The sequence below is a fragment of the Hydrogenophaga luteola genome (assembly GCF_042648585.1).
Lineage (GTDB): Bacteria > Pseudomonadota > Gammaproteobacteria > Burkholderiales > Burkholderiaceae_C > Hydrogenophaga > Hydrogenophaga luteola.
The window spans coordinates 376,086-391,088 of sequence record NZ_JBHRXX010000001.1 but is presented as its reverse complement, the minus strand read 5'-3'; the positions used below and the strand labels follow the sequence as shown (position 1 = coordinate 391,088).

Genomic DNA, 15,003 nt, shown 5'->3' with positions numbered 1-15,003 from the left:
GATCAGACGTGGAGCAGGAGGTGTTCGCGTTCCCAGGGTGAGATCACCTTCATGAACTCCTCGAACTCCAGCTCCTTGATTTCGGTGTAGATGGTCACGAACTCCTTGCCCAGCACCTCGTGCAGATCGGTCTCGCGGCGCAGCCAGTCCAGCGCCTCGCCCAGGCTGCGCGGCAGCGCGTAGGGCGAGAGGTAGGCGTCGCCCTTCATCTCGGCCTTGGGCTTGATCTGGTTCTTCATGCCGAGGTACCCGCAGGCCAGGGTCATCGCCATCGCCACATAGGGGTTGGCGTCGGCGCCGATCACGCGGTTCTCCACGCGGCGTGCGGCCGGGCTGGAAATGGGCGAACGGATGCCCACCGTGCGGTTGTCATAGCCCCATTCGATGTTGATCGGCGCCGCCGTGTGGCGCGAGAGGCGGCGGTAGCTGTTCACATAGGGCGCCACCAGCGCCATGGCGGCCGGGATGTAGCGCTGCAGGCCACCGATGTAGTGAAAGAACGCGTCGGACGCGCTGCCATCTTCCTTGCTGAAGATGTTCTTGCCGGTCTTCTTGTCCACCACGCTCTGGTGGATGTGCATGGCGCTGCCCGGCTCACCGGCGATCGGCTTGGCCATGAAGGTGGCGTACATGTCGTGGCGCAGCGCGGCCTCGCGCACCGTGCGCTTGAAGAAGAACACCTCGTCGGCCAGGCCCAGCGGGTGGGCGTGGAAGAAGTTGATCTCCATCTGGCCGGCGCCGATCTCGTGGATCAGCGTGTCCACGTTCAGCTGCATCTTGTCGCAGTAGTCGTAGATCTCCTCGAACAGCGGGTCGAACTCGTTCACCGCGTCGATCGAATACGCCTGGCGCGAGGTTTCGGCGCGGCCGCTGCGGCCCACCGGCGGGCGCAGCAGGGTGTTGGGGTCGGTGTTGCGCGCGGTCAGGTAGAACTCCAGCTCGGGCGCGATCACCGGGTCCCAGCCTTCGGCGGCGTAGAGGTCGCAGATGTGGCGCAGCACCGAGCGCGGCGCGAACGGCACCAGCTTGCCGGTGTGGTCGAAGCAGTCGTGGATCACCTGCGCGGTGGGGTCGGTGGCCCAGGGCACGATGCGCACCGTGGCCGGGTCGGGCCGCAACTGCATGTCGCGGTCGGTCGGCTCGATCACGTCGTAGTAGGGGCCGCTGGCCGGGAACTCGCCCGTCACGCCCATGGCCACGATGCCCTGCGGCAGGCGCATGCCGCGGTCTTCGGTGAACTTCTCGCGCGGCAGGATCTTGCCGCGGGCCACGCCGGTCAGGTCGGGCACGAGGCATTCGACCTCGGTCACGCGGTGCTGGTTGAGCCACTGCTCCAGGTCGTTGAAGGTCTGGGGGGTGGTGTTCGGCTGATTCATAAAGTGATCTGTCTCGTTGTGGTATTTCTGTCTGGGCGGGTCTGCGCGACGGCTCAGGCCGGTGTGTGTCGCGACAGGTCGGCGGCCTGCAGCCGCAGGCTGCGACGCTGCCGGCAGGCCTTGCCGAAGGCCTGGAAGATGGCGGTGTAGAAGGGGTTCTCCCAGCAGCGCCACTCGGGGTGGAACTGCACGGCGTAGGCAAAGGTGCGGGCGCCCTGCACCGCCACCGCCTCGACCTGACCGTCGGGCGCGTGGGCCAGCGCGTCCAGTCCGGGCGCGAGCTTGTTGATGCCCTGGCCGTGCAGCGAGTTGACCATCACCTCAGGGCCGCCGGCCCAGGTCTCGAACACGCTGCCCGGCGCCAGCCGGATCGGGTGGCTGGGCGCGTACTGCTCCTCGAACGGCGCGGTCTTGGACTCGCGGTGGTCCGCGCGGCCGGGCACCTCGTGCACCCGCTGGAACAGCGTGCCGCCCAGGGCCACGTTGATCTCCTGGAAGCCGCGGCAGATGCCCAGCAGCGGCACGCCCTCGTGCACGCAGGCCTTGATCAGGGCCAGCGTCAGCGAGTCGCGCACCGGGTCCAGCGGCAGGCTGGGGTCGGCCACGTCTTCGTCGAAATGCGAGGGGTGCACATTGGACGGCGAGCCGGTCAGCATCACGCCGTCGACCAGCGGCAGCAGCTCGGGAATCTGCCCGGCGTCGGCCAGCGGAAACATGACCGGCTGGCACTCGGCCCCCACCTTGACGGCCCGGGCGTACTTGTCGCCGAGCAGCAGGAAGGGCATCTGGTGGCCGTGGTCGCCCATGAGGCGGTGGTCGGCCGGCAGCCAGACCATGCAAGGTGATGAATTCATGGCTTTGAAGCTCCAGACTTGATTGTGGCGAGGCAATTGGATCACAATCAGGGCCATTTGTTAAAACAAGATGGTGCCATTTGACAGGTGTCATGGCCCGCCCACACCCGCATGCTGTCCGAATTCCTCCTCGCCGAAATGCACCGCCTGGGCGCCCAGGACGCGCTGCCGCTGCACCGCCAGCTCTACGAGGCGCTGCGGCGCGCCATGCTCGACGGCAAGCTCGGCCCGGGCGAACGCCTGCCCTCCAGCCGCGACCTGGCGCAGGACCTGGACCTTTCGCGCAACACCGTGGTGGCCGCCATCAACCAGCTTTCGGTCGAGGGTTACCTGGTCAGCCGGGTCGGCAGCGGCACCTATGTGAACGAGAGCGTGCCACGCGCCGCGTCCGGCCGCCACCCCGGCGCCACCGGGGTCCGCCCGCCGGCCGCCACGCCCCGCCTGTCGGCGCGCGGCGAGGCCCTGGCCACCCGCTTCTGCGCCACCGAACTGGAGGTCCAGCCCTTCACGCCCGGCATCCCCGACTTCAACGCCTTTCCGCTCACGCTCTGGCAGCGGCTGCAGAACAAACACTGGCGCATGACCTACCCGGACATGCTGGACTACAACAGCTCGGGCGGCTACGCGCCGCTGCGCCGCGCCATCGCCGACTACCTGCGCGTCTTCCGCAGCGTGCAGCTGGACGCCGACCAGGTCATCGTCACCACTGGCACCCAGCAGTCGCTCGAACTCTGCGCCCGCCTGCTGGCCGACCACGGCGACACGGTCTGGGTGGAAGACCCGGCCTACTGGGGCGCGGTCAAGGCCTTCATGGCCACCGGTCTGGACCTGCACCCGGTGCCGGTGGACGACGAGGGCATCCGTCCCAGCGCCGCCGACGACGCCAGGCCACCGCGCCTGATCTACCTCACGCCCTCGCACCAGTACCCCAGCGGCGCGGTGATGAGCCTGCCGCGGCGCCACCAGCTGCTGTCCACCGCGCGCACCCACAACGCCTGGGTGCTCGAAGACGACTACGACAGCGAGTACCGCTTCTCCGGCCCGCCGATCTCCAGCCTCGAAGGCCTGGACACCGACGGCCGCGTGCTCTACATGGGCACCTTCTCCAAGGTGCTCTACCCTGGCATCAAGCTGGGCTATCTGGTGGTGCCCAAGGCCCTGGTCGCCTCGTTCCGCCAGGCCCACTACGACCTCAACCGCCCCGGCCAGATGCCGCTGCAGGCGGCACTGGCCGAGTTCATGGAGATGGGCCACTTCAGCAGCGCCTTGCGCCGCGCGCGCCAGAGCTACGGCGAGCGCCGCCAGTGCCTGCTGGAAGCGCTCAAACCGGTACTCGCCCCCGCCGGCCAGGAAGGCCCGTTCATCAGCGGTGCCGAACAGGGCCTGCACCTGTGCCTGCGCCTGCCCGTGCAGACCGATGACCGCGCGCTGGCGCAGCGCATCGCGCAGCAGGGGCTGACCGTGCGCCCGCTGTCGGCCTACTGTCTGGCCCGGAAGGACCTGCAGGGCCTGGTGATCGGCTACGGCTACGCCCCGCTGGCCGGCATCGAACGCTGCGGCCCGATCCTGGCCTCCGCTGTGCGCAGCATGGCCAGCCAGGGCTGAACGGCCCCGGCCAGCCCGGACATCAGGCGTGGTTGGCGCCGTCGTCGGCACCACGGCCACGGCGCTGGTCGCCGGCAGCATCGTCCGCACCACGGCGAGCGTGGTTGGCACCATCATCGGCACCACGGCCGCGGCGCTGGTGGCCGGCGGCATCGTCCGCACCACGGCGGGCATGGTTGGCACCGTCATCGGCACCGCGACCGCGGCGCTGGTGGCCGGCGGCATCGTCCGCGCCACGGCGGGCGTGGTTGGCGCCATCATCGGCACCGCGGCCACGGCGCTGGTCGCGAGCGGCATCGTCCGCGCCACGCTTGGCCAGGTCGATGGAGAAGCCGGCCGGGCTGGACGACGGGGTTTGCACGGTGGAGGCGTGTGCGGCGAAGCCAGCGGTGGCGAACATGGCAGCCAGCAGGGTGGAAGTCAGACGTGCGTTCATGGTTTTCTCCTTGGGTGGGTGTGAAACATCTTGAAACGTGGGAAATTTTCCCACGCCCAACACTTAGCACTCACCGTGCCAACTTGACCGACAAGCTGACAACCAATTGATTTACAAAGACTTTTCCGGGACTCCCGGGCTCCCGGCCAGAGCCTCGGTGCCGGGGGAACTGGCCCGCACCGGGTCAGCTGCCCCACCCAACCCCCATCAGGGACGCAGTCCGAACTTGTCGATCCGGTAGCGCAGGGTGTCGCGCGAGATGCCCAGCGCCCGCGCGGCCTGGGTCACGTTCCAGCGGTTGCGCTCCAGCGCGCTCAGCAGCAGGCGCCGCTCGGCCTCGGGCAGGCTGGGCGGCTGTTCCTGCAGGGCCTCTGGCACCAGCGCCCCGAGGTCGGCCGCCGGCATCACCGGCAGCGGCAGGTCCTCAGCCTCGATCACCGCGTCGCTGGCCAGGATCACGCACTGCTCGACCAGGTTGCCCAGCTCGCGCACATTGCCCGGCCAGCGGTGGCGCGCCAGGCGCTCCAGCGCCTCGTCCGAGAAGCGCAGCGCGCCCTTTCCGTAGCGGCGCGCCGCGCGCTCCAGAAAACGCCCGGCCAGCAGCACCACGTCGCCCTCGCGCTCGCGCAGCGGCGGCAGTTCGATGCGCAGCATGCCCAGGCGGTAGAACAGGTCGCCGCGGAACTGCCCGGCCTGCACCATGGCCTCCAGCGGCCGGTTGGTCGCCGCCAGCACGCGCACGTCCACGTTCTGTTCGCGCACGCTGCCCAGCCGCCGCACCTGGTGGTCTTCCAGCAGCTTGAGCAGCTTGGCCTGGGTCGCCGGTTCCAGCTCGCCCACCTCGTCCAGGAACAGGGTGCCGCCATGCGCGGCCTCCACCAGGCCAATGCGGCGCTCGCGCGCGTCGGTGAAGGCGCCGCGCTCGTGGCCGAATAGCTCGCTCTCGACCAGCGGCGCCGGCAGGCTGGCGCAGTTGATCTCCACAAACGGTCCGCTGCGGCGCGGCCCCTCGAAATGCAGCGCGCGCGCCACCAGTTCCTTGCCGGTGCCGGTCTCGCCGCCGATCAGCACCGCCGGGGACCGCCCTTCGCTGAGCCGTTCTTCGGCCTGCACCAGCTGCTGCAGGCGCGCTCGCAGCTGGCGCATGGCCGGCGATTCGCCCAGCAGAGCCGACAGGCCCTGGGCCGCGGGCGCACCGGCGGCAACGCCACCCGCACGCAGGTGCTGCAGCTCCAGCGCCTGGCGCTGCTGCTGCACCGCGCGGTCCAGCACCTGCTTGAGCTGGTGCAGCGACACCGGCTTGATCAGGTAGTCAAAGGCGCCGGCCTTCATGGCCTCCACCGCCACCTGCTCGCTGCCATGGCCGGTGGCCATCACCACCGGCAGCTGCGGCTCGCGCTCGCGCATGCGGCGCAGCACGGTCAGCCCGTCCTGGCCCGGCAGGTTGTGGTCCAGCACCACCACGTCGGGCCGGGCCTCGTCCAGCAGCGCCAGCCCCTCTTCACCGCTCGCGGCGGTCTGGCAGGCGATGCCATGGCGCTCCAGGTACAGGAGCATGTTGCGGGCCAGCACCGGCTCGTCTTCGACGATCAATACGCTGTAGCTCATCGGAGGTGTCTCATGGGCGGTCAGAAGATGGTGTGGGGTTCAGCGGCAGGTCCAGCAGCGCCCGGGTGCCGGCACCGGGCGCACTCTCCAGCCGCAGGCTGCCGCCCAGACGCTCGATGCTGCGGCGCGCCAGCGGCAGGCCCACGCCAAGGCCGGTGCGCTTGGTGGTGTGGAACGGGGTGAACACCCGTTCCAGGTCTTCGGGGGAGATGCCCACGCCGGTGTCGGCCACGGTCACGCGCAGGCCCTGTCCGCGCGGCTCCACCGACAGCCGCAACTCGCCGCCCTGGGGCATGGCGTCCAGGGCGTTGGCGATCAGGTTGTCCAGCGCCTGCTCCAGCGCCGGCGCGTCGGCCTGCGCGGGGGGCAGCTGCGCCGGCCAGTCGCAATGCGCGGTCACGCCCTGGCGGTCCATGCGCGCCGCATGCTGACCGACCAGGTGGTTGAGCATCTCGTCCAGCCGCACCGGCCCCAGCGCCCGGCCGCCCTGCTGCGCATAGGCCAGCAGCTTGGCGATCCAGCCCTGCAGGCGGTCGACCTCGGACATGATGTCGCCCGCCATCTCGCGCTCGGGCCCCATGGCGATCAGCTCGGCGCTGGAGCGGATGGCGCCCAGCGGGTTGCGCAGGCCATGCGCCACCGCCGAAGCCATGTCGCCTACGGCCGCCAGCGACTCGTTGGCGACGATGGTGCGCTGCTGCCGCGCGATCTGGCGGTCGGCCTGCATCACCAGCCAGACCAGGGCGAGGTAGGTCACCAGCCCGCTGAGCACGCAGGCGATCCAGACGAAGCGCGTCATCTCGTGCACGTCGTTGAGCAGGCCCTCGGGCAGCATGTACAGCTCGATCACGCCCACCACGTTCGGGTCGCGGCCCTGCACCGGGATGTAGACCTCGATCGCATCGCGCGCGTCGTTGCGCAGGAAAGCGTGTTCGGGCTTGATGAAGGACGAGGTTTCCAGCAATTCGCTTTCGACCTCCAGCCGGCCGCGCAGGGCCGCGTCCAGTTCGTGGTTGGCGCCCGCGTCCTGGCCGATGGCGCTCGGATTGGTCGACCAGATCACGCGCCGCCCGGTGTCGAACACATTCGCATGGCCCAGACCCGGCATGCGCGAGAGCTCGACGAACAGCGACTCGATGCCGCGCGTGTCCTGCCGGTTGACGAAGAACTGATCGCCCTGGTGCATGCGCATCAGGCTGCCGACGAAGTCGCGCGCCAGCTCGGCGTTGTGGCGGATCATGCGTTCGGCCACGTACTTGGACAGCAGGGTCGCGCTGGCGAGCGCACTGGCCACCACGCACAGCAGGCTGATGGCGGCAAAGCGCCGGGTCCAGAACAGCGGAGGCCGGGCGAACAGCGAGCGGACGGAGAAATGCGGCACGGCGGTCACCCAGGGGCGGCGCCAACAGCGGCGCCCAGCCATTCTAGGCAGGCACCGGGCATCCGCCGGCCGCACGGGTCGGCGGGGCAAATCCCCCGGAACCCCCCAGAAAACGGGGCATTTGCCCCAGTCCCGCCATCCGGTCGGCCCGGGGGGAACAACCGCCTTGCAGGAGAAAACTCGTTCAGATTCATGGGTCTGGAGCGCTTCGGTCGTGGGGTGGTGGGTGGGCGCAGGGATGGCACAACGATTGCAAAACCCGTTCCGTCCGCCCACCCCACCACCAGCAGCCTCCCCGCACACCCACCATGGCACGGCCCCTGAACACGACCCGGCTCCAGGAAGGTGTGCCCGCGCGGGCACCGGCCTTCCGGCCGAGCGTGCCGGCCCGCAAGACGCCGGACGCCGCCACCCTCCGCCGCTACCCGGGCGCCCCCGGCGCGCGCAGCGGTGAAGGGCCGGTCGCGCCGGTGCTGGCGCCCTGCGTGCATGTGCGGGACGTGCCGCTGCGCTGGTACGGCATCGGCGGCACGGGCTGACGCCATCCATCCGGCGACCGGCTTCTTTCCAACACCACCTGCGTTCTTCGGGAGCTTTCATGCGCCTGCGCACCCCCTGCTTTCCATGCCTCTGCTGGCCGGCACCGACAAGCAGGGCCGCAAAGTCGATGTTTACGTCCACCCGATCACCGGCGCCATCGTCGAAGTAGACGTGCGCGTCTGGGACCGCTTCGTGCGGGTCTGCCACTGGTCGCAGGCGCTGTGTCTGGGGCTTCACCGCACCCAACCCGCACGCGCGCTTTGCCAGCTTCGTGACCACGGTCGACGTCACCGTGATCGCGGTGATCGTGCACGTCGGCGCCAACCTCTACGAGAGCCTGCGCCACCGGGTGACACGGCCTGTACGACAGCGCACAGAGTGCGTGGCCGTGTCGGCGCAGCATGGCAGTCCCCACAAGGAGACCTGCCATGCATACCCCTTCCAACCTCCTGCTGGCCCTGGCCTGCATCGCGTTCACCGCGCCCGCCGCCGCACAGGCCACCTTCTACGAGAACAGCGACTTCAGGGGCCGGTCCATGCAGGCCGACCACCAGGTCAACCGCTTCGAACGCTATGGTTTCAACGACCGCAGCTCTTCCGTGGTGGTCGCCGGCAACCGCTGGGAGGTCTGTGAGGACAGGAACTTCCGCGGAGACTGCGTGGTGCTGCGCCCGGGCCGCTACCCTTCGCTCGAAGCCATGGGCCTGAACGACCGCGTCTCGTCCGCGCGGGTCATCCCCCGCAACGCGAGGGTGGACGACGACCGCTACGCACCGCTGCCGCTGTCCGCGCAGGCCACGTTCTACGAACGCCGCGACTTCGAAGGCCGCTCCTTCACCACCACCGACCCGGTTGCCCGCTTCCAGCGCTACGGCTTCAACGATGTCGCCACCTCGGCGGTGGTGATCGGTGCGCGCTGGGAGGTCTGTGAGGACGCGCGCTACCGAGGCCGCTGTGTGGTGCTGCGCCCGGGGCGCTACCCCTCGCTGGCCGCCATGGGCCTGAACGATCGTGTCTCTTCGGCGCGCACGGTGTCACAGAACAACCGCGTCGACGACGACCGTTACGCGCCCGAGCCGGTGGCGGTGTACGACAGCCGGCGCCGCGACGGTGAGCGCCTGTACGAGGCCGAGGTGTCCTCGGTCCGCGCCGTGCTGGCCACCTCCGGCCAGCGCTGCTGGATCGAGCGCGAGCAGCTGGGGTCGATGCAGGACAACGCCAACGTGCCGGCCGCCCTCGCGGGCGCGCTGATCGGCGGCGTCCTCGGCCACCAGGTGGGTGGCGGCAGCGGCAAGGACATCGCCACCGTGGGCGGCGTCATCGCCGGCGCCGCACTCGGCGCGAACATCGGCCGCGACGGCCGGCCGGTCACGCAGGACGTGGAACGCTGCCGCGACGTGCCCGGCGGCGCACGGCCCGCGTTCTGGGACGTGTCCTACAGCTTCCGCGGACAGGAGCACCGGGTGCAGATGGCCCACCCTCCGGGCCCGCGCATCACTGTGAACGAACGGGGCGAACCGCGCGAATGAGCGCGGGCTAGAGCGCGTCCTTCATCCGGTGCCAGAGCATGCCCAGCGCCAGCGAGGGCGTGCGCAGCAACGGGCCGCCGGGGAAGCGGTGGTGTTTCAGGCGCGCGAACAGGTCGAAGCGCCCGGCCTGCCCCGCCACCGCCTCGGCCACCATCTGGCCCGCCAGACCGGTGAGGGCCACGCCGTGGCCGCTGAAGCCCTGCAGGTAGTAGAGGTTGTCGCCCAGCCGCCCGAAATCGGGCGCGCGGTTCATGCTGATGTCGACGAAGCCCCCCCAGACGTACTCGACCGGCACATCCTTCAGCTCGGGGAACACTGCGCCCATGCGCCGCGCCATCACGCCTTTCAGGTCCGGCGGCGTCATGGTGGTGTAGCTCACGCGGCCGCCGAACAGCATCCGGTGGTCGGCGCTGAAGCGGAAGTAGTCGAGCACGAAGTTGTTGTCGCAGACCGCCGCGCGGCCGGGGATCAGGCGCTCGCACAGCGCCGGGTCCAGCGGCGCGGTGCCGACGATGTAGGTGCCCACCGGCATGATGCGCGGCGCGATCTCGGGCGCCACTGCCGGCCCGAACTCCGGCAGCATGCAGTTGCCCGCCAGCACGCCGAACTTCGCTGTCACCTGGCCGCGGGCGGTGCGCGCCACCAGCGTGCGGCCACGTTCCAGCCCGGTCACCGGCGAGTGTTCGTGGATGCACACCCCCGCCGCCTGCGCGGCCTGCGCCAGGCCCAGCGCGTACTTCAGCGGATGCAGGTGGCCCGAGGTGTTCTCGCGAAACGCCGCCACGTAGCGCGGGCTGCGGATGAAGCGCGCCACATCGGCGCCCTCGGCCCAGTCGCAGACCACGCCGCGCCGGCTGTGGTCCTCGAATTCCTCACGCAGCGCGCGTGCCTTCTTCGCCGAGTCGGCCACGTAGGTGTAGCCGCGCCGCCAGTCGCAGGCGATGCCGTGCGCGGCGATGCGCTGCTCGATCAGGTCCACCGCTTCGACCGACAGGTCCCAGGCGCGCTGCGAATCCGCCTTGCCCAGCTGCTCCTCGAACGGGCCCTGGCCGCTGGCGTAGCCGACGATGGCCTGGCCCCCGTTGCGGCCACTGGCGCCCGAGCCGATGCGGTCCGCCTCCAGCAGCACCACACTCAGCCCCTTCAGCCGCAGTTCCAGCGCCGCCGACAGCCCGGCAAACCCGCCACCCACCACCACCACGTCGGCCTCGACCGCGCCTTCCAGCGGCGCGCACGCCGTCGGCCGGACCACGCTGGCCTCGTAGTAGCTCTTCTGGTTGAGCTGGGTGTCCGAACCGGTGAGCGAGCGGGCGAACATGCTCAGGTCCTCGTGCGCTTGGCGACCTGGCCGCAAAGGTAGGCCCAGACGAAGGTGGCGGCGGCGTTGGTGGTGAGCTCGGCGTGGTCGTAGGCCGGTGCCACCTCCACGCAGTCCATGCCCACCCAGTTCAGCCCGGCCAGTTCCTCGATGAACGTCAGCACCTGGGCGCTGGTCAGGCCACCCGGTTCGGGCGTGCCGGTGCCGGGCGCAAAGGCCGGGTCCAGCACGTCAATGTCCAGCGTCAGGTAACAGGGCCGGTGGCCGATGCGCTCGCGGATCGCCGCCAGCACGGGGCCCAGCGCCGCGCCGTCCAGGCCGCGCAACGCACGCGCGGTGAAGATCTGGCCGCCCTGGTCGGCCACGTACTCGCGCGCGGCGCGCACACCGGGGGAGCGGATGCCGATCTGCACCGTGTGTTCGGCGCTGATCAGGCCCTCCTGAATCGCCTCATACGTCCAGGTGCCGTGGCCCGAGGGCTCGCCAAAATGGTCGGTCCAGGTGTCGCAGTGGGCGTCGAAATGCACGCAGGCCAGGGCCTCGCCATGCTTCGCACGGGCCGCACGCAGCAGCGACAGCGTGACCGAGTGGTCACCGCCGAGGAAGACGCAATGGTGTTTCGCCATCAGCTCGGCCGCCTGCCGCTCGATGTGCGCGCGCACCTCGGGCAGCGGCGAGGCGTTGGGCAGGCGCATGTCCAGCGCATCGCCCAGCAGGTCCAGCGGCGAGACGTCGAAGACCGGGTGGATGCCGTCGCACAGCATCAGGCTGGCGGCGCGGATCGCCTGCGGCCCGAAGCGCGCGCCGGGGCGGTTGGTCACCACGCCGTCGTAGGGCACGCCCGAAATGGCAAAGGGCTGGTCGGCCAGCGGCGCGCAGGCGAGAAAACGGTTGGTGTTGAGGGCGAAAGCGAATTGACCGGTGGCCATGGCTCGAAGGAAGTGGCGGGCAGCAGGGGCCCAATTGGCCCGAAAGATACATCGAAGCAGGCAACTCGACGGAGCCACTTGAGCACCCACCCGCCGGGCCAGGCCCGCGTCCTGCAGAAAAACCGGCGGCCCGATAGGATCGACCGCTTTCACCGTTCACCCTCAAGGAGACCACCATGCTCAAGCTCTACTACTCCCCCGGCGCCTGCTCGCTCTCACCCCACATCGTGCTGCACGAGTCCGGCCTGCCCTTCGAGGCCATCCCGGCCCCGACCAAGACCCACCAGCTGCCCGACGGCACCGACTACTACACCATCAACCCGCTGGGCTATGTGCCGCTGCTGGTGATGGCCGACGGCGAGAAGCTGCGCGAAGGCCCGGCCATCGTCCAGTACATCGCCGACCAGGTGCCCGAGAAGCAGCTCGCCCCGGCCTATGGCACCCTGGGCCGCTACCGCCTGATGGAGTGGCTGACCTTCATCGGCACCGAACTGCACAAGGGCTTCTCGCCTCTGTTCAACCCCGCCATGCCGGCCGAGGCCAAGCAGCTCGCCAAGGACCGTCTTGTGCAGCGCCTGACCTGGGTCGACGGCGAACTGGCCGGCAAGCAGTACCTGCTGGGTGATGCGTTCAGCGTGGCCGACGCCTACCTGTTCACCGTCACCAACTGGGCGGCCTTCGTGGGTGTGGACATCAGCGGGCTGGCGAACCTGAACGCTTACCGCGCCCGCGTCGGCTCCCGTCCGGCAGTGCAGGCGGCGCTCAAGGCCGAAGGCCTCGGGAAATAAGGCCCCCACGCTCCGGCTGGGCGTGCTTCAGTTCAGAGCGCGTTGCCGCAAGGCCAGCAGCGCCCCCAGCCACAGCGCGCCGGCCGAGAACACCAGACCGCGCGCCAGACCGCCGGGGCCGTCGGCGATAAAACCAACGACCGTGGGGCCGACGATTTGCCCCGCCGCGAAGGTCACGGTGAAGGCGCTGATGCCGGCCGCCCACTGCGACGGCGGCAGGTTGTGCCGCACCAGCGCCGTGGTGCTGGCGACCACCGAGAGGAACACCGCGCCGAACAGCAGGCCCGAGGCCAGCAGCAGCGGCCAGGCGGTGGTCAGCGCCGGCAGGATGGCGGCCACGCCCAGCAGCGCGTTCAGCCGCGCCAGCGGCTGGCCGTCGCGGTGGCGGTCCAGCAGACCGGCCCAGATGCGCGAGGACGCGATCACCGCCAGGCCCAGCAGCGTGTAGAAGACCGTGACGGCCGTGGCACTGGCCCCCTGCTCGCGCAGCAGCGCGATCACGAAGGTCATGTAGCCGATGTAGCCCATGCCGAACCCCAGATAGCCCAGCAGGCCAAAAGCGAAGTCGCGCCAGCGGAAACGGCGCGGCACCACCATGGACCCGGCAGCGCCGGTGGCCGGCACCGGCGGCGTGGCTTCCAGCCGGTCCAGCACCCGGGCCGGCCAGATCATCAGCGCCGTGGCACCTGCGCACAGCAGCGCCATCGCCCACCAGCCCCAGGACCAGGCATGCGGCCGCCCCTCGGCCATGGTCAGCACCAGTGGCACCAGCAACGCCGACAGCGCAATGCCGATGCCCGTACCGCCGTAGTACAGCCCCAGCAGCAGGCCGCTGCGCTGCGGCTGGCGCGCCCCCAGCCGCGCCGCCAGCAAACCCCCGGTGCTGAACACCAGGCCACTGGCCACGCCCGCCAGCAGCCGCTGCAGCATCAGCGCCGCCGCGCTGGTGAAGAAGCCGCTGGCCGCCATGAACAGCGTGGCCAGCACAGCCCCCACCACAAACAGCCGGCTGGGCGACATGCGCTGCAGCAACCGGGCCATGGCCATCGCGCCCACCAGGTAGCCCACGGCGTTGGCGGTGTTCATCGACCCGGCCAGCGCATAACTCCAGCCCAGGTCCTCGCGCATCGGCGGCAGCAGCAGCCCGTAGGCAAAGCGGGTGATGCCCAGCGACACCGCGGCACCCAGCGAAAGGGCCAGGGCCAGGCGCCCGTAGGGAATGGGGTCGTGTGACGCGGGCCGGAACATGCACCCATTGTGGCGCGCCCAGAATCCGCGACCCGCGTCAGCGGTGGAGCGTGGGGGCCAACGATCCGCCGCTGGGCCGCCCCAAGGCGGATCAGCCCCCCTGGGGGGCAGCGACCCGCGCAGCGGCGGAGCGTGGGAGCCCGCTACCCGCCCAGACCCACCGGCGCCGGCGCCTTCATCACGATGTGCGTGAACAGGCGGTCGAACTGCGGATCGCGCGGGATGCGGCCGTTCAGCGGGTCCTGGTTGGTCGCGAAGGCGGCGTTGAGCGCGTGCCAGTCGGCCTCGGTGAGGTGGCGCTCGGCCTCCGGCAGGATCACGGTCTCTTCCAGCCGCATGTGCTCCAGATAGAAGTCCACGTAGCGCGTGACCTCCTCGACGAAGCACTGCCGACGCCCGTCGCCCAGCAGCTCCCAGGCCACCAGCATGTGCATGAGTTCGCGCACCCGGGGCTCTCCGCGCAGGTGGTCGCGCTCCAGCTGGTCGATGGTGGCCATGGTGTGCGGCGCGGCCTTGACCACGCGCGGGAACAGCAGGTCCGACTCCTTGGGGTGGTGGTGCCGCTCGGGAAACTCGTCGATGTAGAACAGCATCGCGCGCAGCACATCGAAAAAGCGGTTGGAGTCGTCCATCCCGTTGACCTCGGGCCCGCGCCGCACCAGCTGCGTCAGCGACTGCAGCATGGCCGCCAGGGTGGCGTGTTCTTCGCGAATGACGCGCAGGGCTTCATGGCTCATGGGTTTGTCTCCAGGCAAGGCAGAGCCGACCGTCCGGTCGGCGAATGTTTCCGCGACTATGGCGGAGCCCGGCGCCCGGGGGTTTGACCCACGTCAAGCCTTGCAAGCCAGCCCCTCCGATGGGGGTAGGTCTTACAAGTCGTTGCAAACCAAAGTGCTAGCATTTTTGGGGTTCCGGGCCCGCCCCGGCTCTTTCCACTGCTGTCACACACCCGCACCATGAAACACATCCGAATCGCCCTCCTCGCCCTGTCCCTGGGCGCCGCCAGCTGCGCCTCCGTCGCCACCGAAACACCGGAAACCCCGCCCGCGCTGGGGCAGCTGGAGAGCAAGGCGTACCTGGATTGCATGAAGAAAGCCAATGGGCGGGTGGAGCAGGCGCCGTGCATACAGAACGAAAAGGCATGGCAGCTCAAACAACTTGATCTGCTTTACAAGCAATTGGCGAGCAAGCTCAACGACGAGCAGCGCAAGTCTCTGGCGAAATCCCAGGCCGCATGGACCGCATTCCTGGACAACGAGAGAGGCTTCGCCACGTCGGTCTACTACCACCAGGGAGGCAGCTCGGATCTGTCCGTCTCGACGAACGAGATCCGGTGGATCGCGCAGCGGCGTCAGCAGTTGCAACTGCATCTGGACCTGAACTGACTCCAA

At 69.7% G+C, this 15,003-nt stretch carries 14 protein-coding genes; 5 read left to right on the top strand and 9 right to left on the bottom strand.

Annotation, left to right across the window (positions count from 1 at the left end; all coding sequences use genetic code 11):
- Nucleotides 1-2: 2 nt before the first annotated feature.
- Nucleotides 3-1,376, bottom strand: coding sequence for a glutamine synthetase family protein (locus ACFOPI_RS01825; RefSeq protein ID WP_382170156.1), 1,374 nt, complete (start codon nucleotides 1,374-1,376; stop codon nucleotides 3-5).
- A 53-nt stretch (nucleotides 1,377-1,429) separates the two neighbouring features.
- Nucleotides 1,430-2,230 carry a gamma-glutamyl-gamma-aminobutyrate hydrolase family protein gene (locus ACFOPI_RS01820; protein ID WP_382170154.1) on the bottom strand — a complete coding sequence of 267 codons (801 nt, stop codon included), beginning with the start codon at nucleotides 2,228-2,230 and terminating at the stop codon, nucleotides 1,430-1,432.
- 111 nt (nucleotides 2,231-2,341) lie between these two features.
- Between ACFOPI_RS01820 and pdxR the strand changes: the two genes are divergently transcribed.
- Entirely contained in the window at nucleotides 2,342-3,835 is a 1,494-nt protein-coding gene (gene pdxR / locus ACFOPI_RS01815) for a MocR-like pyridoxine biosynthesis transcription factor PdxR (RefSeq protein ID WP_382170153.1), read from the top strand.
- A 22-nt stretch (nucleotides 3,836-3,857) separates the two neighbouring features.
- Here the strand turns inward: pdxR and ACFOPI_RS01810 are convergent, their stop codons facing one another.
- The 3 genes from ACFOPI_RS01810 to ACFOPI_RS01800 form a co-directional block, all read right to left on the bottom strand.
- The gene (locus tag ACFOPI_RS01810) at nucleotides 3,858-4,271 is read right to left on the bottom strand and encodes a hypothetical protein (RefSeq protein ID WP_382170151.1); all 414 of its coding nucleotides are present in this window, start codon (nucleotides 4,269-4,271) and stop codon (nucleotides 3,858-3,860) included.
- Nucleotides 4,272-4,478: 207 nt separating this feature from the next.
- Nucleotides 4,479-5,879 carry a sigma-54-dependent transcriptional regulator gene (locus tag ACFOPI_RS01805; protein WP_382170149.1) on the bottom strand — a complete coding sequence of 467 codons (1,401 nt, stop codon included), beginning with the start codon at nucleotides 5,877-5,879 and terminating at the stop codon, nucleotides 4,479-4,481.
- Nucleotides 5,880-5,889: 10 nt separating this feature from the next.
- Complete coding sequence (locus ACFOPI_RS01800; protein ID WP_382170147.1) at nucleotides 5,890-7,260, bottom strand: sensor histidine kinase; 1,371 nt, start codon at nucleotides 7,258-7,260, stop codon at nucleotides 5,890-5,892.
- A 308-nt stretch (nucleotides 7,261-7,568) separates the two neighbouring features.
- On the opposite strand from ACFOPI_RS01800, the gene ACFOPI_RS01795 reads away from it, so the two are divergent.
- A complete protein-coding gene (locus ACFOPI_RS01795) occupies nucleotides 7,569-7,799 on the top strand; it encodes a hypothetical protein (protein WP_382170146.1) in 231 nt (76 codons plus the stop codon).
- A gap of 429 nt (nucleotides 7,800-8,228) precedes the next feature.
- Complete coding sequence (locus tag ACFOPI_RS01790) at nucleotides 8,229-9,329, top strand: beta/gamma crystallin-related protein (RefSeq protein WP_382170144.1); 1,101 nt, start codon at nucleotides 8,229-8,231, stop codon at nucleotides 9,327-9,329.
- Nucleotides 9,330-9,336: 7 nt separating this feature from the next.
- On the opposite strand, the gene ACFOPI_RS01785 is transcribed toward ACFOPI_RS01790, so the two are convergent.
- Both ACFOPI_RS01785 and speB read right to left on the bottom strand, forming a co-directional pair.
- Nucleotides 9,337-10,647 carry an NAD(P)/FAD-dependent oxidoreductase gene (locus ACFOPI_RS01785; protein ID WP_382170142.1) on the bottom strand — a complete coding sequence of 437 codons (1,311 nt, stop codon included), beginning with the start codon at nucleotides 10,645-10,647 and terminating at the stop codon, nucleotides 9,337-9,339.
- A gap of 2 nt (nucleotides 10,648-10,649) precedes the next feature.
- Nucleotides 10,650-11,576 carry an agmatinase gene (speB, locus tag ACFOPI_RS01780; protein WP_382170140.1) on the bottom strand — a complete coding sequence of 309 codons (927 nt, stop codon included), beginning with the start codon at nucleotides 11,574-11,576 and terminating at the stop codon, nucleotides 10,650-10,652.
- Between the two features lie 176 nt (nucleotides 11,577-11,752).
- On the opposite strand from speB, the gene gstA reads away from it, so the two are divergent.
- Nucleotides 11,753-12,364 (top strand): glutathione transferase GstA, encoded by a 612-nt coding sequence (gstA, locus tag ACFOPI_RS01775; protein ID WP_382170139.1) that lies wholly within the window; start codon nucleotides 11,753-11,755, stop codon nucleotides 12,362-12,364.
- 27 nt (nucleotides 12,365-12,391) lie between these two features.
- Here the strand turns inward: gstA and ACFOPI_RS01770 are convergent, their stop codons facing one another.
- Nucleotides 12,392-13,612 carry a YbfB/YjiJ family MFS transporter gene (locus ACFOPI_RS01770; protein ID WP_382170137.1) on the bottom strand — a complete coding sequence of 407 codons (1,221 nt, stop codon included), beginning with the start codon at nucleotides 13,610-13,612 and terminating at the stop codon, nucleotides 12,392-12,394.
- A gap of 143 nt (nucleotides 13,613-13,755) precedes the next feature.
- The gene (locus tag ACFOPI_RS01765) at nucleotides 13,756-14,349 is read right to left on the bottom strand and encodes a hemerythrin domain-containing protein (RefSeq protein WP_382170135.1); all 594 of its coding nucleotides are present in this window, start codon (nucleotides 14,347-14,349) and stop codon (nucleotides 13,756-13,758) included.
- A 219-nt stretch (nucleotides 14,350-14,568) separates the two neighbouring features.
- Between ACFOPI_RS01765 and ACFOPI_RS01760 the strand changes: the two genes are divergently transcribed.
- Entirely contained in the window at nucleotides 14,569-14,997 is a 429-nt protein-coding gene (locus ACFOPI_RS01760; RefSeq protein ID WP_382170133.1) for a lysozyme inhibitor LprI family protein, read from the top strand.
- Nucleotides 14,998-15,003: the final 6 nt, after the last annotated feature.